The following is a 17,581-nucleotide window of genomic DNA, read 5'->3' as shown; positions in this document are numbered from 1 at the left end:
CTATTCCGCCTTGTCCGCTGCTTCCCCAGCGCCCTCGTCCGCATTCTCGAACCACGCCTCGACCGGCCCGGAGAGCTTGATCGTCAGCGGCTGGCCGTGGCGGTCGCGGGTCTTGCCCGCCGCCACGCGAATCCACCCTTCGGAAATGCAATATTCCTCGACATCGTTGCGGACGCGGTCCTTGAAGCGGATGCCGATGCCCCGCTGGAGCACGTCCATGTCGAAAAAGGGGCTCTTCGGGTTGGTGGAAAGGCGGTCGGGGGGCGTATCGCTCATGATGGTCCAAATCCTGTCAATCTGGCGCGACCTAGCCTTTAGGCCTGCCCGCCGTCAACTGCTGCGGTCCATCGTCGACATCGCAGAAGATGCGCCGGATCACTCCCTGCGCCAGCCAGGATTCGAAGCGGGCATGCGCATCGGCCAGATCCAGGAAGGGATAGGCGACCGGCCGTTCCCCTACCGCCCGGCTGGCGATGACCAGCCGCATCATGGCATCGGGCGCCGTGGTCAATATGCGTCCGCGCCGGTCGGTGGCGGCGCTGTTGACGCCGACGACATGGCCGTCCTCGGCAAAGACCGGACCGCCGCTGATGCCCGACAGCGTGCCGTCACCCATCGGAATGCGCGCATGCTCCGCCCAGGCGAGCACGGGCTGCGTCTCCTCGCCTGCGCCGCGCCGGGCGCGGGCGGCGCCGATCAGTTCGGATATGACGAGCGTCGGCTGTCCGCCCGGAAATCCCATATGATAGCCGACCGATCCGGGCGGCGGCATGCGGTCCGACAGTGGCAGGGCGTGGTCGCTTGCCACGCCCCCGCGCACCAGCGCCGCATCCGCTTCCCGGCTTTCCACCAGGCGCGACACGGGGCGGGCGAAGCCGCCCTGCTCTATGCCGACCCGGGTGCAGCCATGGGTGACATGCTCGGCGGTCAGCCATGCGCCGTCCCGGTCGATGGCGAAGGTCGTGCCCATGCTGTCGGCGGGCGCCTCCGTCCGTTCCTCGATGACGAAGCTCTCATCGCTCCATTGCGGCATCGGACGGCGCGGCGAGCGCGGGTCGAAAGCCTCGACATGCAGCGGCGTTGGCCTGATGACCTCGCTGATCCACAGCAGGGCGAGGATGATGCCGAGCAGGCCGGGCAGACAGCCGAAGCGCCGGCCCGCCACGGCTCAACCCGCGACCGCGCCGGCGGTCAGGCAGGCGATGGCGACCTTCATCATGGCGAGGAAGATGGCGGCGGACCGTTCGTCCGCCTCGATGCGGGTCGGCAGCGAGCCCAGCAGGAAATCGACCACGCGGAAGGCGATGAGTTGCAGGATCAGCGTCACGCTGCCCCAGATCATGATGTCCCAGACATTCACCGAGCCCGCGAGGCAAAAGCCCAACGGCACGGCCAACCCGATCGCCGCCCCGCCCAGCGAGATCGCCGCGGCAGCATTGCCTGCCCGGATCAGTGCGAATTCGTCATGCGGCGTGATCCACATATAAAGCGCCAGCGCCGCCAGCCAGGCCAGGGTTGCGGAACCCAGGTGCAGCAGGAAGATGGGCAGGCCCGACAGCAGGCTCTGAATGACGGGCATGGGATCGGTCATCGCGTCAAAATGCCGCAAGCGGATGCCGGGCGCAATTGCCAGTCGATGGCGAAACGGGTGGAGAGGAAAATGGCGCAACCCGCGCAGCTTCCCCTCCACCATTCACTTCGCGGGTGTTGAACAGAGGCAGGTGCCTCTCCTGCAATCCTCCCCACGCTGCGCGCAGGGAGGATCGCATGGCATCAACCAGCCGATGTGGTCAGATCAATTGCAGACCCGAACCTTCACGCGCCGGTCGCGGTAATGATTGTAGCGCCATTCGGTCCAGCAACGCTGGCGGTAATGCCCGCGCCAGGAGCGCCGGTCGCCGCGCCAATAGCGGCGGTCGTCATGGCGCCAGTCGCGCCTGCCGTCCCAGCGCCTATCGTCCCAACGCCTATCGTCCCAATGGTTGCCGCGATACCCGTCGCGATAGCCATAGCCGCCATAATATTGCGCCTGTGCAGGGGCCACGCTCGCCCCCATGGCGGTGATCGCCAGGCCCAGGGCGGCAGCGCCCTTCCACAAGATGTTCATGTCTTTCTCTCCTCAGCATGCACGCCCGTCGCCGGGGTCATGAAGGGAAGATGCACCGGCCTTACTGAACCGTCCGGGAACGGTGTCGTCAGCCAATATTCATGGATGGATCAGCGGCCCCGCAGGGCGCTTTCCGCCTCCAGCATATAGTCGCGGGTGATCGGCAGGCTGCGGCGGTCGCGGACATATTGGACCTGGTAATTCACCATGCCGCCATGTTCGAACACGGTCGCCGCGCCCGCCAGATAGAAGGTCCAGAGGCGGAAGAACCGCTCATCGTACAGGGCGACGATGTCCGCCTTGTGCGCCAGCGTCCGCTTGTACCATTCGCGGATGGTAAGGCCGTAATGGATGCGCAGCACCTCCACATCCGTGACCATCAGCCGCGTGCCCTCGCTGCCCTGGATCATCTCCGACAGGGCGGGGATATAGCCGCCGGGGAAGATATATTTCTGGGTGAAGGCGTCGGTGATGCCCGGCCCGTCGACCCGCCCGATTGTGTGGACCAGCATCACCCCCTCCGGCGTCAGAAGCTCGCGGCACTTGGTGTAGAAGGTGCGGTAATCCTTGGTCCCGACATGCTCGAACATGCCGACCGACACGATGCGGTCGAACGGCCCGTCCATGTCGCGATAATCGATCAGTTCGAAGCGGACATGGTCGGCCACGCCGGCATCCTGCGCCCGCTGGCGCGCGACCTTGAGCTGCTCTTCCGACAGGGTGATGCCGGTCACGTCGACGCCGCAGGTGCGATGCAGGTACAGCGCCATGCCACCCCAGCCGCAGCCTATGTCGAGCACCTTCATGCCCGGCTTCAGGTGCAGCTTGGCCGCGATATGCGCCTTCTTGTCCTCCTGCGCCTGTTCCAGGCTGATCCCCGCCTCATTGTCGGCATCGGGGAAATAGGCGCAGCTATATTGCCGGTCCCGATCGAGGAAGAGGGCGTAGAGCGCGCCCGACAGGTCGTAATGATGCGCGACATTGGCCTTCGCCCGCGCCCTGTGATTGGCGGCCCAGAGCTTGCGCCGGATCGCCTTGAAGCCGCGCTTGACGGAGCCGAGATCGCTGATCGACTTGCCCGTTTCCCAGGCATTGTTCATGCGGATGAGCGAGATCAGTTCCATGATCCCGCCGCCCTCTATCGCGACGCGTCCATCGATGAAGGCCTCCGCCATGCCGAGGCGCGGGTCCCTGACGATGTCGAACGGCACACGCGCATCGTGGAATTTCAGCGCCAGCGACGGAAAGCCCGGTTCGGGGGTTCCGACCGTGATCTTCCTGCCGTCATGATAATAGATGCTGAGCTGGCCCCGCGTGACCAGCCGCTTGATGACGCGATCGAACAATTTCATGGGGCTACCCTGTCAGGTCATTCCGCTGCCGTCAAATGCCCGCATACCAGTCATAGCCGGCGCGGTCCTCCCAATAGCCGCCCTTGCCGCCGCCTATGCCGTCCAGACTCGCAACCGCTTCAATCTTCATCAGATATTTCGCCTGCTTGTAGCCCAGTTGCCGCTCCACCCGCAGCCGGAGCGGCGCGCCATTAGCCACGCGCAGGGGTTCGTCGTTGAGCGCGAAGGCGAGGATCGTCTGCGGGTGGAAGGCGTCCACCAGATCGATGCTTTCATAATAGCCGCGCCCGCCGCCCATATCGTCGGCGCAGTGGAAGACGATGTACCGCGCCCCGTCCCGCAGCCGCGCCGCGTCGAGGATCGGCTTCAACGGCACGCCGCGCCATTTGCCGATGGCGCTCCACCCCTCGACGCAGTCGTGGCGCGTGATCTGCTCCCGATGGGGGAGGGCGTGGAGCTGCGCCAAGGAGAAGGAAAGCGGCCGTCCCACCAGTCCGGACACATGCAGCCGCCAGTCGGCAAAGCCGTTGCGCCACAGCGCCTTATATTCGGCTGTGTTCGGATTGGCGGTGCCGTTGGGGCGGAAGAAGGGAGAAATCTGGTCCGGCCGGAATTCCCGCGCCAGCGCGTCGCGGGCCATCAGGCTGCGCTGCGCCCATTTGTGGAAATTCCCGGCGGAAAACAGCGCCTCGCGCACCGTCTCGTTCTTCGCCAGCCGGTCGCATCCCGCCAGCGTCGCGGCGGCGCCCAGTACCAGGGTCCGACGGTCGAGGATCAGGCTCATCGCCGCGCCTCCGGCACGCGATAGCGTCCGCTGATCATCGAGCGGATTTCGTTCAGGGGCCCGGCCAGCACCACCATCAGCATATGCACCAGGAAGAAGGCGACGAGCATGAAGGCCGTGATGAAATGGATCGAGCGTGCCGACTGGCGCCCGCCGAACAGGTCGACCAGCCAGGGCCATGCCGCGTTCATGCCTGGCGACATGGTGAGGCCCGTCAGGATCAGGATCGGCAGCGCGACGAAGATCACGCCGATATAGCTGGCCTTTTGCAACATATTGTAGCGCAGCGCCGCTTCGCCGGTTGGGAAACGCAGCCGGGCATGGTCCTTTATGTCCTGCCAGACATGGCGCGGCGCCAGTTCGTCGCGCCGGAAGGCGAGGTCGCGCGCCAGATGCCCGCCGAACAGGCTCCAGACCATGTAGAAGAGCAGCGCGAAGGCAAAGATCGGCGCGGCGCTCAGATGCCAGTGCCGCGACATCGCCAGATTATAGTGGGCGGGCAGCGTGATCCAGCTTCCGAACCGCTCCAGCACCAGCCACGGGCGGTCGAGATTCGCGCCATAATGCCCCCAATAAAGCCGGGGATGCGCATTGAAGATGCCAAGCCCGCTGGCGAACAGCACGTAGAGCAGCAGCGCATTCAGCCAATGCCACAGGCGCGTCGGTCCTTTGTGGCGCAGCACCAGCTTCGGTTCGGCGGCTATCGGCTCGGATGAGGCGCTATCCATAGGCTGCTGTTACCCTTTTGCACCAACAGCGTCAAAAAGGACGATGCCGTTACGCGCATGAATCATTTTTCATGATCCCGTTCATGTGGGAGCCAGATTGCGGGTCTATAAGCGCCGCTGCCGGGATCGAGTAAAGTTTCCGGATTTTTGAAGCTCCTATGGATAGATGCCCTGTAAGTTCAATAGGGATGATATGAAAATATTTATCAGATCCGTCTCTTTTAAAAACCGATTGAGAACATAAATCGATCTCACCCGGTTCAGGGTATCGAACAAGTCATGAGGAATACCATGAAAACTGCGATTATCGCAGCGATTGCTGCTGCCACCGTTTCTGTTCCTGCCTTTGCTCAGGATGCCGCGCCTTTTACTGGTCCGCGCGCCGGCATTACCATGGGCTATGACAAGGTTCAGGGTGACGACGGCTTCAGCTATGGCGTGTCGACCGGCTATGATCTGGCCGTCACCCCGCATGTGACCTTCGGTCCGGAAGTCTCGCTCAGCGAGTCAACGGCGAAGTTCAGTGGCGTGGATGCGAGCCGCGATCTCGCCGCATCGGTGCGCCTTGGCTATGTCGTGACGCCGCAGGTGCTGGCGTTCGGCAAGGTAGGATACGCCAACAGCCGCTTCGAAGTCCCTGGCGACCACCAGACGCTGGAAGGCGTGCGCTATGGCGGTGGCCTCGAATATTCGGTGACTCCGCGCACCTATATTTCGGCCGAATATCAGCGGACCGAATATGAAGACAATTTCGGCGGCCGCGATGCGGGCGTGGTGGGGATCGGCTTCCGCTTCTGAGTTGGGTGCCGCTGGGTATGACAAGGGGCGGTCCCGCTGGGGCCGCCCCATTTTCATGCAAACTCATACTGTTGCGGAAAAGCATCATACATTTGTAAAGTTCATATCCATATTGCAACAATCACGATCGCGTTACATATGCGCGCCGTCAGCGATGCATGTCGCTGCGTGCAGGACGGGGGGATGAACCGAATTATCTCGGTATTCCAAATGACGATGAAATAACGACACGCAACGTCATCCCCGTAAAAAGAACAAGCGGCAGTCCACATCACCGGACTGTTCGTTTCTGATGACATGAGGATTTTATGAAGACTGTGATTTTCGCAGCCCTTGCTGCTGCCGCCGTTTCCGCTCCCGCTTTCGCTCAGGACGCCGCGCCCTTCACCGGCCCGCGCGCCGGCGTGACGCTGGGCTACGACAAAGTTGGCGGCGAAGAAGGCTTCAGCTATGGCGTCAGCACCGGTTACGATCTGGCTGTCGCACCGCGCATTACTTTTGGCCCGGAAGTGTCGTTCAGCGATTCCACTGCCGATGACAATTTCGGCATCGACGTGAGCCGCGATCTGGCTGCTTCGATTCGCCTCGGTTATGTCGTTACTCCGCGCGTTCTGGCCTTCGGCAAGGTCGGCTATGCCACCACCCGCTTCGAAGACACGGTTGAGGGCGACTTCGGCAACCTGGAAGGCGTTCGTTACGGAGGCGGCGTGGAATTCGCTGTGACCGGCAACACCTACATCTCTGCTGAATATCAGCGCACCGAATATGAAGCTGACTTTGGCGGCCGCGATGCCGGTGTCGTCGGCATCGGCTTCCGCTTCTAATTCCTCTCGGATAGAACAGGAAAGGGCGGTCCCGGCTGGGGCCGCCCTTTTCCTATGCTTGCTCACACCGTTCCAATGATACGCCCCATTTTTCCTGCCTTCACAGGAACACGGCCCAACAGAAACAGCACAAACCCTAAGCCCAGGGGAGAGGCGTCAGGTCCGGTTCCACCCAGCGCCGCCGCGCTTCCGTCGACATCAGCCGCTCGCGCGACCAATAGGCGAACAGCCAGTCCTTGTCGGCCATGGGCGAACGCATCAGCGCCGCAAAGGCCTCCGCCGGCGACGGTTCGCCTGGCAAGCCCGCCAGCACGGCCCGCGCCGCCTTCAGCGATGCCATGGTAATCGTCTCATGATAGCCGGCGCTGTCGCTGTTCACGCCGCCCATGCTCTCGTTATAGGCCGCGATCATCCCGGGCATGTCCCGCTCGGCCAGCATGTCCGTCCGCCGCAGCATGAGCCACAGGGCCGTCGCGAAATGCGCGCCATGCGTCCACTCCTCCTTGGGCAGCGTCCGCGCGCAAAAGCCGCTGGCGATCCGCTCGATCTCTTCGTCCGTCATTGTCATCCATCCTTTCATGCCGCCCGGACGAAGCCGACAAGAAAAACCCCGCCGTCCGGGCGGGGGTTGCATCTCGCGCCGCAAAGGCGCAGGTCATCGGCCCCGCTCTATCCGAGCGCCGCTTGCTTCTCCGCCTCCAGCCGGTCCAGCTCCGCCCGGCTTTTCTTCTCGGAAGCGGACTTGAGCTGGCCGCAGGCGGCCATGATGTCCCGCCCGCGCGGTGTGCGCACCGGCGCGGAAATCCCGCCTTCGAACACGATGTCGGAAAAGCGCCTGATCCGCTCGGGCGTCGAGCATTCATAATCCGTGCCCGGCCAGGGGTTGAACGGGATCAGATTGACCTTCGCCGGCAGCTTGTACTGGCGAAGCAGCCGGACCAGCTCGCGCGCATCCTCGTCGCTGTCATTCTTGTCCTTGATCATGACATATTCGAAGGTGATGCGCCGCGCATTGTTCGCCCCCGGATAGTCGGCGCAGGCCTGCAAAAGCTGATCGATGCCGAACTTCCTGTTGAGCGGCACCAGCTCGTCGCGCACATCCTTCGTCACGGCGTGCAGCGACACGGCGAGGTTGACGCCGATCTCCTCGCCCGCCCGCGCCATCATCGGCACAACGCCGGAGGTGGAGAGGGTGATGCGCCGCTTCGACAGGGCAAGTCCATCGCCGTCCATCACGACCTTCAGCGCATCGCGCACATGGTCGAAATTATAGAGCGGCTCGCCCATGCCCATCATCACGATATTGGTCAGCATGCGGCCATCGGTCGTATATTGCGGCGCATCGTCGGCTTCATCGTCATTGGCGGACGCCATGCTGCCCTTGGGCCACTCGCCCAATGCATCGCGCGCCAGCATCACCTGGCCCACAATCTCGCCCGGCGTCAGGTTGCGCACCAGCCGCATCGTGCCCGTATGGCAGAAACGGCAGTTGAGCGTGCAGCCCACCTGGCTCGATACGCACAGCGTCCCCCGGTCCGCGTCCGGGATGAACACCATCTCATAATCCTGCCCGTCGTCGGAGCGCAGCAGCCATTTGCGCGTGCCGTCGCTTGAGACCTGCGCCTCCACGACCTGCGGACGACCGATGACGAAGCGCTCCGCCATCCAGCCGCGCATCGGTTTGGCAAGGTCGGTCATGGCGTCGAAATCGGTCTCGCCGCGATGGTAGAGCCAGTGGAACAATTGCTTGGACCGCAGTTTCGCCTGCCTGGTATCGAGCCCCGATTCCTCCAGCACGCCCTTGATCTGCGGCCGCGACAGCCCCATCAGGTCGACGCGCCCATCCTCACGAGGCGTCACCGCGCGGGGCACGGGCACAGGGTCGATAGCGCCGGGAATCGGCATCAAGGGGTTGGCGGCTGTCTGCATGGCCGCGCCCATAGCGGATTTTGGGGGATTTTGGAAGGGCGGTGAATGGCGCACGCCCCTCACCGCAATCGCGCGCACCCCAGCGCCGCGGCATCGATCGCCGTAGCCGCTCCGCGCAACGCATAGGTGTCCGCAAAGCCCCGCCCACGCGCATCCCGCGTCTGCACACTCATGCTGGTGGCGGAGCGCATCGCCGCGATGATTGCTGCATCCGCCCGCGCATCGGGCGCCCAGGCATCCACCTGCCCCGCCACCAGCGTAAAGCGCCGATCCCCCACATTCAGAATCACCGCAGCGTCCCCCATTCGCATCCTGCTCAAGCGGAAATGCACCTGCCCCCGCACCGATTGGCGCGGCCAGCTCCCGACCGCCGCAAAGCCCTCCGATCCCGCTGCGACGGGCATGGCGATCGCATAGCAACGGGGGCCACCGGATTGGGATGGGGTCGGATCGCGAAACGCCCCCCACGCCTCGAACACGCCCAGAGAGTCCCGCGCCTGCGCGGCCGTGGCCATGATCATCAGGGGGAGGGCGAGGGGCCATGGAGCTTTCACATCCCCGGCAAAGCGCATGCTGTTCCCTTTTGCAACCCTTTGGCAAACGAAACGATCACCCAGCGCTTGCAGGGGCCGTCACAGCGGCTATGAAGGATCATCCATCATTGTCGCCCGGATTCGACCGAGTTCGGGCTTTGCGCAGAAAAGAAACGGACAGAACAGGGACATGAAGGCCACCATCGAACGCGCAACGCTGCTCAAGAGCCTCAGCCACGTCCAGTCGGTGGTCGAGCGGCGCAACACGATTCCGATCCTGTCCAACGTGCTGATCGAAGCATCGGCCGATGGTGCGATCAAGCTGATGGCGACCGACCTCGACCTCCAGATCGTCGAAAGCGTCGCCGCCCAGGTGGAACAGCCCGGCGCGACCACCATTTCGGCGCACACCCTGTTCGACATCGCGCGCAAGCTGCCCGAAGGCAGCCAGGTCTCGCTCCAGGCGGCCGAGGGCAAGATGCTGATCCAGGCAGGCCGCGCCCGCTTCAACCTGTCGACCCTGCCGCGCGACGACTTCCCGGTGATCGCGGAAGGCGACCTGCCGACCAGCTTCGAACTGCCCGCCGAAACGCTGAAGCAGATCATCGACAAGACGCGCTTCGCCATCTCGACCGAAGAGACGCGCTATTATCTGAACGGCATCTATTTCCACGTTTCGGACGAGGGACAGCCTGTGCTGAAGGCGGCGGCGACCGACGGCCATCGCCTGGCGCGCGTCACCGTGCCGCGACCCGACGGCGCGGACGGCATGCCGGGCATCATCGTGCCGAGGAAGTGCATCGGGGAACTGCGCAAGCTGCTCGACGAGGTGGAAGGCTCTGTGCAGATTTCGCTGTCGGCGAGCAAGATCCGCTTCGGCCTGGGCAGCGCCATCCTGACCAGCAAGCTGATCGATGGCACCTTCCCTGATTACAGCCGCGTCATCCCGACCGCCAACGACAAGCTGCTGAAGATCGATCCGCGCAGCTTCGAGGAAGGCGTGGACCGCGTGGCGACCATCGCCACCGAAAAGACCCGCGCCGTCAAGATGACGCTGGACCGCGACAAGATCACCCTTTCCGTCACCAGCCCGGAAAACGGCACGGCAGCCGAGGAAGTCCCCGGGGCCTTCCAGGGCGAGGGCTTCGACATCGGTTTCAACGCCCGTTATCTGCTCGACATCCTGGGCCAGATCGACAGTGATCTGGTCGAACTGCACCTGGCCGACGCCGCTGCGCCGACGCTGATCCGCGAAGATGATCGCAGCCCCGCGCTCTATGTGCTGATGCCCATGCGCGTTTGAGGGTTTTGCCCGGTTGCGGACATTGACGCTTCCCCTCCCCTTCAGGGGCGGGGATTAGTGGCGGGAAACCACCCGCCGCAGACCTTGCCTGTCGGGTAAGTTTCTTTCAATCTCTTGTCGTTACGCAGGGAATATGACTTCCTTGCGGGCGAACCTGGCAGAACTGCATACGCGGCGGACCGATCTGGTCGCGGCGCTTGGCCTTGCCGAAAGCGGGGCTGCCGTCGACGCTTCCTGGATTTCCGGCACCTTCGTCCATATCGCCCGGCTCTGGCCGCTTGTCCTGCTGGGGAAGCTCTGCATCACCGCTCTGCTGCATGTGCCTTTCTATGATGAGGGCAATGTCGGCCATGCCGTTGCCCTGGCGGCCATGCTGCTGGTCGACGGCATTGCCATCGTCGTGCCGCGCGGAGCCCGGTTCCAGCTTTTGCGGCCACATCACCAGAAATGGCTGATGCTGCCGATGGTGCTGCTCTCGGGCCTCAGCTTCAGCCTGATGCTGGGGCCGTCGCTGATCGCCGGCGAGCCTTCGCGCAATCTGGCCGCGGAAATGGCGGTCGCGTTGATGGCCGTGTCGATCTTCGGCGACCGGCGCCTGTTGGGTGTCAGCTATTTCTGCGGCCTGCTGATCGCCTCCATCCTGCATCGGGGCGATTTCGCGCAGGTCGGCCTGTTGATCAGTTGCATAGCCGCGATGCTGGTCGCCGCGCTGCGCCAGGCGCATGCCGACATGAACCGCGCCATCGCCTTCCATCAGCGGGATTTGAGGGCCCAGCGCTCCGACCGGCTGCTCCATGACTATGAACAGTCAGGTCGCGGCTGGTTCTGGGAAACCGACCGCCACGGGTGCATCGTCTATATTTCCGACACATTGGCCCGCACCTTGGGGCTGGGCAACGATGCGCTGATCGGCCGCCCGATCACGGAAATCATCCGTCCCGGCGACCGGCAGGATGGCGATGGCGAGCGCACATTGGGGTTCCACCTGTCGGCGCGCACCGGCTTTGCCGAAATTCCCGTCCGCGCCGCGATGGCGAAGGACGAGCGCTGGTGGTCGATCTCCGGCCAGCCGGTGTTCAATGAATTCGGCCAGTTCCACGGCTTCCGGGGCAGCGGCACGGACCTTACCGAAATGCGCCGCAGCCAGGCGGAGGTGACGCGGCTCGCCCAATATGATTCGCTGACCGGCCTTGCCAACCGGGTGCAGATGATGCGCTCCCTGGAGCAGGCGGTCGCGGGCAAGAACGGGCAGCCGCGTGACTGCACGCTGATGATGCTGGACCTCGACCGGTTCAAGATCGTCAACGACACGCTGGGCCATCCGGCTGGCGATGCGCTGCTGCGCCAGGTCAGCGAGCGTATCCGGCGCGTGGTCGGCAACAAGGGGCTGGTCGGACGTCAGGGCGGCGATGAATTCAAGATCCTGCTGCCCGGACGACCCGACAAGATCACCCTGGACCATTTGGCGCGGGCGATCATCACCGATGTGTCCCAGCCCTATACGGTGGAGGGAACGGCGGTCGTCATCGGGGTGTCGATCGGCATTTCCTTCTGCCCGCAGGATGGGGTGACGGCCGAGGAACTTATCCGCAATGCCGATCTTGCGCTCTACGCCGCCAAGGGGGACGGGCGCGGCATCTATCGCTTCTATTCCCCGGAGATGCATGCCGATGCCGAGGATCGCCGCCAGTTGGAGGAGGATCTGCGCAAGGCGCTGGTCGAAAACGCCCTGCACCTCGTCTATCAGCCGGTGGTTTCCTCCCGGACCGAGCAGATTACCGGCTATGAAGCGCTGCTGCGCTGGCAGCATCCGGTGCGCGGCGCGATCTCTCCCACGCTGTTTATCCCCATTGCGGAGGAAAGCGGCCTGATCGGCCCGATCGGTGAATGGGTGCTCCGCACCGCCTGCCGCGATGCGGCGCAGTGGGCCGACGGGGTTAGGGTGGCCGTCAACGTCTCCCCGATCCAGTTCGCCAATCACGGCCTGCCCTCGATCGTCATGAATGCGCTCGCCGCCTCGGGGCTGGCGGCCCAGCGACTGGAGCTGGAGATCACCGAAAGCGTGTTCTTGAACGATGATGATGGCACGGACTCGATGTTCTCCCGGCTGAAGGGCATCGGGGTGCGACTGGCGCTCGACGATTTCGGCACCGGCTATTCCTCGCTCGGCTATCTCAAGAAAGCGCCGTTCGACAAGATCAAGATCGACCAGAGCTTCGTGCGCGGCGCCGCGATCAAGGGCAGCCCCAACAGCGCGATCATCAAGGCGATCGTCAGCCTGGCCGAAGCGCTGGGCATGGACACCACGGCCGAAGGGGCGGAGACGCAGGATGAACTCGCGCTGATCCGCAACCTGGGGTGCAGCCATATCCAGGGCTATGTCTATGGCCGCCCGCTGCCGGCGGCGGACGTGCTGGTCCAGCAACACCGCCATGGCGGCGTGGTCGCGCCGCAGGGCTTCCAGTCGAGCCGGACGGAACGCAAGACCATGTTGCGTACCGTGGCCGTGCACCATGACGGTCATGTCTATACCGGGCGCATCCGCAACATCTCCGCCACGGGTGCGCAGTTGGAGGGCCTGTGGAACGTGCCGGAGGGCACGCTGTTCGCCATCGAACTGGGCGACAACCAGACCGTCAACGCCATCGCGCGATGGTCCAAGGACGACCGGCTGGGGGTGGAATTCGTCCAGGCGATCAACCCGTCGACATTGCGCGCCGTGCCTCGTTCCATGGCATCCTGAGGATGCGAGGCGGGTCAGGATGGCTGGGTGTGGGGCGACGGAGATAGTCGGGTTCCGCCATTAGGCGCGCGGTGCTCCCGCGCAGGAGCATGCTTTACCCAGACCAACATCAACGTCCGCTCTCCACTCTTGCCCCTTCCTCCATCTCCACGCTTGCCGATACCTTGAACCGCGCTATGTCCGTCCGGTCATCGGAGCGGGAGACGGCATGGGCCGCATCGTCGGGAAAATCGTCAAAGGCTTGGGCGCTGCGCTGCTGTTTCTGGTTGTGGCCCTGTGCCTGGCGGTGACGGTCGTTCCACCCTTTCTCGACCGCATCTATTATGAGGGGCCGGTCAGCCGCCATTATGACGGGGAACGCTTCTTCAATCCCGATGGGGAAATCCGCTCTACCGCACCGGCGGGCGGCAACCCGCGCGCTTTCATCGCGCGGTGGCTGCTGGGTCAGGACGACCGGCCCTCATGGCCCGACATGGTGGCGGTCAAGCCTTCGCGCCCGCCTGCCTTCGCGGCGCCGCGTGGCATGATCGCCACCTGGGTGGGACATGCCACCGTACTCGTGCAGGCGGCGGGCCTCAATATCCTCACCGATCCGATCTGGTCCGACCATGCCAGCCCCTTTCCGCCCCTGGGGCCCCGGCGGGTGGCGCAGCCGGGCGTGCGCTTCGACGATCTGCCGAGGATCGATCTCATCCTCCTCAGCCACAATCATTACGACCATATGGACATCCCCACGCTGAAAAGGCTGTGGAAACGGGACAGGCCGAAGATCGTCACCAGCCTGGGCAATGACGCGATCCTGAAGGCCAACGGCATTCCGTCGACGGCGCTCGACTGGGGGCAATCGATAAGCGGCGCGGCGTTGAACGGCCTGGGCGACGGCACGGTGATCCAGTGCGAAAATTATGAGCATTGCCCGGATTATCGCGTTCATGTGCTGCGCAACCATCATTGGAGCAGCCGCTGGGGCACTGACCGCAGCCGGGCGCTCTGGTCGAGCTTCTTCGTCAGAACGCGGGCGGGCAATATCTTCTTCGCGGGCGACACGGGCGCTGGCGATATGGCCTGGCCCGCGGACGCGGCGCGGCTGGGGCCGATCAGGCTGGCGATGATCCCGATTGGCGCCTTCCGCTTCCATCCCGGACAAATGCAGTCGGATTCCCATGTCGGGCCGGAACAGGCCGTGCAGATTTTCGAAAAGCTCAAGGCCTCGACCGCCATTCCCATCCATTGGGGGACGTTCCGCCTTTCCTACGAGAAATGGGATACCCCGCCCAAAATGCTGGAACTCCAACTGCGTTGCGCAGGCATTGAACGGCGGCGTTTTGCGCCCCTTCGGGTCGGGCAGTCGATCCTGGTGCCCGGCTGGTCGCCCGTGCCGCACGGGGAGAAGCGGTGCGATCCGGGCGCGATCGCGAGGTTGAAGTAGGCGGAGGCTGTTGGCAGGCGGTAACCCGCCAAATCCTGTCGCCGCCCTAATGTTTCTGGAGCTGCCGCTCGATCGTCGTCCAAAGTCCGGCAAAGGCCTGGGCGGATGGGGATGAGGCCGCGAAGGCGCCCAGCGGTTTGCGGCGGACAGCCATTTGTTCGACCGCGCTGGCCATGGGAATGGCCGGCCAGCCGGGCTGGGATTCCAGGGCCGCGCGATGCAGACCACGGCGGCGGTCGACCATGGAATAGACCGGCATGATCGGCGGATGGCTGCCGCCGCGCTGCACCAGATAGCGGGCGACCTCCCCCATGGCGCGTTGGGCGAGGGGGGAGGGGATGACCGGAATGACGATCATGTCCGCCGCACGCAGCACCTGCTCGCTGGTTTCGGTGAGGCCGGGCGGACAATCCAGGATGATCCGGTCATAATCCTTGCCCAGGCTCTCGATCAGCTTGGCGAGACGCTTCTTCTTGTCCATCTCCCGGAACAGATGGTCGAGGCTGCGCAGCGAGGTGTCGGCGGCGATCAGGTCGAGGCCCTGCACCGTCGAGGGTTGGATCAGCTTGCGGACCTCCACATCCTTGCTGAAGATCGCCTGCGCGGCGTCGCGGCTTTCGCTGTCCGTGGAGATCAGCCAGCTCGACGCAGCCTGTGGGTCGAGATCCCACAGCAATGTCCGCCGTTTCGAAATGCTTGCGGATGCCCAGGCGAGGTTGATCGCGAAGGTGGTTTTCCCGACCCCGCCCTTCAGGCTGTAGACGGCGATGGTCGCCACTTGCGGTTCCTTTGCCATATGCGGAGGCTATCTTGCTGCACCGCCAAAGCAAGGGCTGAATCATGGGATTGTTACGTGCATGTGACAGACGCGGCCGGACCATCGATTACCAGCCCGCCGTCGAAGAGGATGATGGATTGGTCCGCTGGCGGGTTTCGATGGCCAGTGCCGATCATTCCTCGTCCATGCCCATCCGTTCGGACTGAGCCTGTCGCCGTCCTGCGCTTTCCCAAGGAAGAGTGGCGCTTCGACAAGCTCAGCGCGAAAGAGGTGCTAATCCGGCTCCCGCGACATAGGGCGCTCAAACGAGCACCGGGGATTGCGCCAAGAAAAATCCCGCCGCGAGGCATGGTCGCGGCGGGATCATTTCCGTTTCGAAGGATCAGGCGGCTGCCCGGCGTTCCTTCAGTTCCTCGTTCAGCATTTCTGCGAGCAGGAACGCGAGTTCCAGGCTCTGCGCCGCGTTGAGGCGCGGGTCGCAATGGGTGTGGTAACGATCCGCAAGGCCTTCGTCCGTGATCGCCACGGCGCCGCCGGTGCACTCCGTCACATTCTGGCCGGTCATTTCGGCATGGATGCCGCCGCCGAAGCTGCCCTCCGCCCGGTGAACGGCGAAGAAACCGCGCACCTCCGCCAGGATGCGGTCGAACGGCCGCGTCTTGTAGCCATTGGCCGCCTTGATGACATTGCCGTGCATCGGGTCGCAGGACCAGACCACCGGATGGCCTTCCTTCAGCACCGCGCGGACCAGCCTGGGCAGGCCCGCCTCGATCTTGTCATGGCCGTAGCGGGTGATGAGCGTGATCCGGCCCGCTTCCCGGCTGGGGTTCAGCACGTCCAGCAGGCGGATCAGCGCATCCGGCTCCAGACTGGGGCCGCATTTCATGCCGATCGGATTGCCGATGCCGCGCAGATATTCGACATGCGCCGACCCTTCGAACCGGGTGCGATCCCCGATCCACAGCATATGCGCGGAGGTGTCGTACCAGTCGCCGGTCAGCGAATCCTGCCGGGTCAGCGCCTGCTCATAGGGCAGCAGCAGCGCCTCATGGCTGGTGTAGAAGCTCGTTCCCCCCAATTGCGGCACGGTTTCGGGCGACAGGCCGCAGGCGCGCATGAAGTCGAGCGCCTGCCCGATCTGGTCGGCCATCGCCTCGAACTTCGCGGCCCAGGGGCTGCGGCCCATGAAATCCAGCATCCAGCCATGGACCCGGTCCAGGCTGGCATAGCCCCCGGTCGAAAAGGCCCGCAGCAGGTTGAGCGTCGCCGCCGACTGGTTATAGGCGCGGATCATCCGCCCCGCGTCGGGTTCGCGCGCCTCCGCCGTGAAGGCGATGTCGTTGACATTGTCGCCGCGATAGCTGGGCAGTTCGACGCCGCCGATCGTCTCCGTATCCGCGGAGCGCGGCTTGGCGAACTGGCCCGCCATGCGGCCGACTTTCACGATCGGCAGCTTGGACGCAAAGGTCAGCACTACCGCCATCTGCAGCAGCACGCGGAAGGTGTCGCGGATATTGTTCGGATGGAACTCCGCAAAGCTCTCCGCGCAATCGCCGCCCTGAAGCAGGAACGCCTCGCCATTCGTCACCCTGGCGAGTTCGGCCTTCAGGCTGCGCGCTTCGCCGGCAAAGACGAGCGGGGGAAACTGGCTGAGCTGAGCCTCCACGGCGGCAAGCGCCTGGGCGTCACGATAGACGGGCATCTGGATGCCCTTTTGGCTGCGCCAGCTTTCCGGCGTCCACTTCGCCGCCACGTCGAGTCTCCCAAAGATCGTAAAATAGGGGCCGCACCTACGCGCAACCAGTGGCTAACGCAAGTTTATAGCGGCGGCGTGCGGGGGCACGTTATTTCTGGCAAGGATAATGTTCGTTGAGCGCCACGCTGACCAGGACGGAGGCAGGCGCCTGCCGCTGGTCGGGATAGCGGGTCAGATAGGTGAGGACGATGCGCTTCACTTCCTCCGCGTTCATCTGGGCGGGCCAGCAATTGGGCTTGGCCCGGCCGATGAACACATCCTTCTTGATGCCGTCCACCGCGCCGACGATATAGGCGGTGCAGGCCAGGGCATATTCCGGCGCCTTGTTGCGGCATTTGGCGAGCAGGGTCGTTCCCGTCTCGAACATATAGCTTTGCGCAGGCGCAGCGACGGTCGGTATCGTCATGGCGCCAATTCCCATGAACGCTGCGGTTGCGGCTTTTAGCATGCGCGGAATATGCCCGCTTGCCTGACATATGTACAAACGGGCCGGCTGATCCGCCGCACGGTCCGGCTC

18 protein-coding genes are annotated in these 17,581 nt (G+C 64.1%); 5 read left to right on the top strand and 13 right to left on the bottom strand.

What is annotated here, in order from left to right:
- From K7W03_RS05785 to K7W03_RS05755, 7 genes are all read right to left on the bottom strand, one after another.
- Window positions 1-276 (bottom strand): DUF3297 family protein, encoded by a 276-nt coding sequence (locus tag K7W03_RS05785; RefSeq protein ID WP_025549680.1) that lies wholly within the window; start codon window positions 274-276, stop codon window positions 1-3.
- 31 nt (window positions 277-307) lie between these two features.
- Entirely contained in the window at window positions 308-1,165 is an 858-nt protein-coding gene (locus K7W03_RS05780) for a S1 family peptidase (RefSeq protein ID WP_025549679.1), read from the bottom strand.
- Between the two features lie 3 nt (window positions 1,166-1,168).
- Entirely contained in the window at window positions 1,169-1,591 is a 423-nt protein-coding gene (locus K7W03_RS05775; RefSeq protein WP_025549678.1) for a DUF350 domain-containing protein, read from the bottom strand.
- A 204-nt stretch (window positions 1,592-1,795) separates the two neighbouring features.
- Window positions 1,796-2,107: a hypothetical protein gene (locus K7W03_RS05770; RefSeq protein WP_048575847.1), complete on the bottom strand. Its 312-nt coding sequence runs from the start codon at window positions 2,105-2,107 to the stop codon at window positions 1,796-1,798.
- A gap of 110 nt (window positions 2,108-2,217) precedes the next feature.
- On the bottom strand, window positions 2,218-3,459 hold the full coding sequence (locus tag K7W03_RS05765; protein WP_222885751.1) for an SAM-dependent methyltransferase: 1,242 nt from the start codon (window positions 3,457-3,459) through the stop codon (window positions 2,218-2,220).
- Between the two features lie 31 nt (window positions 3,460-3,490).
- Entirely contained in the window at window positions 3,491-4,243 is a 753-nt protein-coding gene (locus tag K7W03_RS05760; RefSeq protein WP_222885750.1) for a molybdopterin-dependent oxidoreductase, read from the bottom strand.
- Complete coding sequence (locus K7W03_RS05755) at window positions 4,240-4,971, bottom strand: cytochrome b/b6 domain-containing protein (RefSeq protein ID WP_061937935.1); 732 nt, start codon at window positions 4,969-4,971, stop codon at window positions 4,240-4,242. Before K7W03_RS05755 ends, K7W03_RS05760 begins: the two co-directional genes overlap by 4 nt.
- A gap of 291 nt (window positions 4,972-5,262) precedes the next feature.
- On the opposite strand from K7W03_RS05755, the gene K7W03_RS05750 reads away from it, so the two are divergent.
- Window positions 5,263-5,769: a porin family protein gene (locus K7W03_RS05750; RefSeq protein WP_044660344.1), complete on the top strand. Its 507-nt coding sequence runs from the start codon at window positions 5,263-5,265 to the stop codon at window positions 5,767-5,769.
- Between the two features lie 308 nt (window positions 5,770-6,077).
- The gene (locus K7W03_RS05745) at window positions 6,078-6,593 is read left to right on the top strand and encodes an outer membrane protein (protein ID WP_137710235.1); all 516 of its coding nucleotides are present in this window, start codon (window positions 6,078-6,080) and stop codon (window positions 6,591-6,593) included.
- A 136-nt stretch (window positions 6,594-6,729) separates the two neighbouring features.
- Here the strand turns inward: K7W03_RS05745 and K7W03_RS05740 are convergent, their stop codons facing one another.
- The 3 genes from K7W03_RS05740 to K7W03_RS05730 all read right to left on the bottom strand — a co-directional run bounded on the left by K7W03_RS05740 (window position 6,730) and on the right by K7W03_RS05730 (window position 9,094).
- On the bottom strand, window positions 6,730-7,155 hold the full coding sequence (locus K7W03_RS05740; protein WP_025549671.1) for a hypothetical protein: 426 nt from the start codon (window positions 7,153-7,155) through the stop codon (window positions 6,730-6,732).
- A gap of 107 nt (window positions 7,156-7,262) precedes the next feature.
- Window positions 7,263-8,522: a 23S rRNA (adenine(2503)-C(2))-methyltransferase RlmN gene (gene rlmN, locus K7W03_RS05735; protein ID WP_025549670.1), complete on the bottom strand. Its 1,260-nt coding sequence runs from the start codon at window positions 8,520-8,522 to the stop codon at window positions 7,263-7,265.
- A 59-nt stretch (window positions 8,523-8,581) separates the two neighbouring features.
- Window positions 8,582-9,094, bottom strand: a complete 513-nt coding sequence (locus K7W03_RS05730; RefSeq protein ID WP_044660342.1) for a hypothetical protein — start codon at window positions 9,092-9,094, stop codon at window positions 8,582-8,584.
- A 151-nt stretch (window positions 9,095-9,245) separates the two neighbouring features.
- Between K7W03_RS05730 and dnaN the strand changes: the two genes are divergently transcribed.
- From dnaN to K7W03_RS05715, 3 genes are all read left to right on the top strand, one after another.
- Window positions 9,246-10,358, top strand: a complete 1,113-nt coding sequence (gene dnaN / locus K7W03_RS05725; RefSeq protein ID WP_044660341.1) for a DNA polymerase III subunit beta — start codon at window positions 9,246-9,248, stop codon at window positions 10,356-10,358.
- 133 nt (window positions 10,359-10,491) lie between these two features.
- Window positions 10,492-13,101: an EAL domain-containing protein gene (locus K7W03_RS05720; protein ID WP_103001218.1), complete on the top strand. Its 2,610-nt coding sequence runs from the start codon at window positions 10,492-10,494 to the stop codon at window positions 13,099-13,101.
- A 208-nt stretch (window positions 13,102-13,309) separates the two neighbouring features.
- Window positions 13,310-14,530, top strand: coding sequence for an MBL fold metallo-hydrolase (locus tag K7W03_RS05715; protein ID WP_222885749.1), 1,221 nt, complete (start codon window positions 13,310-13,312; stop codon window positions 14,528-14,530).
- Window positions 14,531-14,576: 46 nt separating this feature from the next.
- Here K7W03_RS05715 and K7W03_RS05710 read toward each other — a convergent pair whose 3' ends face one another.
- From K7W03_RS05710 to K7W03_RS05700, 3 genes are all read right to left on the bottom strand, one after another.
- Window positions 14,577-15,326: a ParA family protein gene (locus K7W03_RS05710; RefSeq protein WP_044660338.1), complete on the bottom strand. Its 750-nt coding sequence runs from the start codon at window positions 15,324-15,326 to the stop codon at window positions 14,577-14,579.
- A 364-nt stretch (window positions 15,327-15,690) separates the two neighbouring features.
- Complete coding sequence (locus K7W03_RS05705) at window positions 15,691-17,061, bottom strand: class II 3-deoxy-7-phosphoheptulonate synthase (protein ID WP_044660337.1); 1,371 nt, start codon at window positions 17,059-17,061, stop codon at window positions 15,691-15,693.
- Window positions 17,062-17,152: 91 nt separating this feature from the next.
- Window positions 17,153-17,470 (bottom strand): Rap1a/Tai family immunity protein, encoded by a 318-nt coding sequence (locus K7W03_RS05700; protein ID WP_044662810.1) that lies wholly within the window; start codon window positions 17,468-17,470, stop codon window positions 17,153-17,155.
- Window positions 17,471-17,581 lie beyond the last annotated feature (111 nt).

The sequence above is a fragment of the Sphingobium sp. PNB genome, from assembly GCF_019873065.1.
GTDB lineage: Bacteria > Pseudomonadota > Alphaproteobacteria > Sphingomonadales > Sphingomonadaceae > Sphingobium > Sphingobium fuliginis.
The sequence above is the reverse complement of the archived record's forward strand: the minus strand, read 5'-3'. Positions and strand labels throughout refer to the sequence as shown.

Bases quoted from the DNA above. Each gene is read 5' to 3' on its own strand.
- K7W03_RS05785 (WP_025549680.1), bottom strand. From the start codon at position 276: ATGAGCGATACGCCCCCCGACCGCCTTTCCACCAACCCGAAGAGCCCC.
- K7W03_RS05775 (WP_025549678.1), bottom strand. From the start codon at position 1,591: ATGACCGATCCCATGCCCGTCATTCAGAGCCTGCTGTCGGGCCTGCCC.
- K7W03_RS05770 (WP_048575847.1), bottom strand. From the start codon at position 2,107: ATGAACATCTTGTGGAAGGGCGCTGCCGCCCTGGGCCTGGCGATCACC.
- K7W03_RS05765 (WP_222885751.1), bottom strand. From the start codon at position 3,459: ATGAAATTGTTCGATCGCGTCATCAAGCGGCTGGTCACGCGGGGCCAG.
- K7W03_RS05760 (WP_222885750.1), bottom strand. From the start codon at position 4,243: ATGAGCCTGATCCTCGACCGTCGGACCCTGGTACTGGGCGCCGCCGCG.
- K7W03_RS05755 (WP_061937935.1), bottom strand. From the start codon at position 4,971: ATGGATAGCGCCTCATCCGAGCCGATAGCCGCCGAACCGAAGCTGGTG.
- K7W03_RS05750 (WP_044660344.1), top strand. From the start codon at position 5,263: ATGAAAACTGCGATTATCGCAGCGATTGCTGCTGCCACCGTTTCTGTT.
- K7W03_RS05745 (WP_137710235.1), top strand. From the start codon at position 6,078: ATGAAGACTGTGATTTTCGCAGCCCTTGCTGCTGCCGCCGTTTCCGCT.
- K7W03_RS05740 (WP_025549671.1), bottom strand. From the start codon at position 7,155: ATGACGGACGAAGAGATCGAGCGGATCGCCAGCGGCTTTTGCGCGCGG.
- rlmN (WP_025549670.1), bottom strand. From the start codon at position 8,522: ATGCAGACAGCCGCCAACCCCTTGATGCCGATTCCCGGCGCTATCGAC.
- K7W03_RS05730 (WP_044660342.1), bottom strand. From the start codon at position 9,094: ATGCGCTTTGCCGGGGATGTGAAAGCTCCATGGCCCCTCGCCCTCCCC.
- dnaN (WP_044660341.1), top strand. From the start codon at position 9,246: ATGAAGGCCACCATCGAACGCGCAACGCTGCTCAAGAGCCTCAGCCAC.
- K7W03_RS05720 (WP_103001218.1), top strand. From the start codon at position 10,492: ATGACTTCCTTGCGGGCGAACCTGGCAGAACTGCATACGCGGCGGACC.
- K7W03_RS05715 (WP_222885749.1), top strand. From the start codon at position 13,310: ATGGGCCGCATCGTCGGGAAAATCGTCAAAGGCTTGGGCGCTGCGCTG.
- K7W03_RS05710 (WP_044660338.1), bottom strand. From the start codon at position 15,326: ATGGCAAAGGAACCGCAAGTGGCGACCATCGCCGTCTACAGCCTGAAG.
- K7W03_RS05700 (WP_044662810.1), bottom strand. From the start codon at position 17,470: ATGACGATACCGACCGTCGCTGCGCCTGCGCAAAGCTATATGTTCGAG.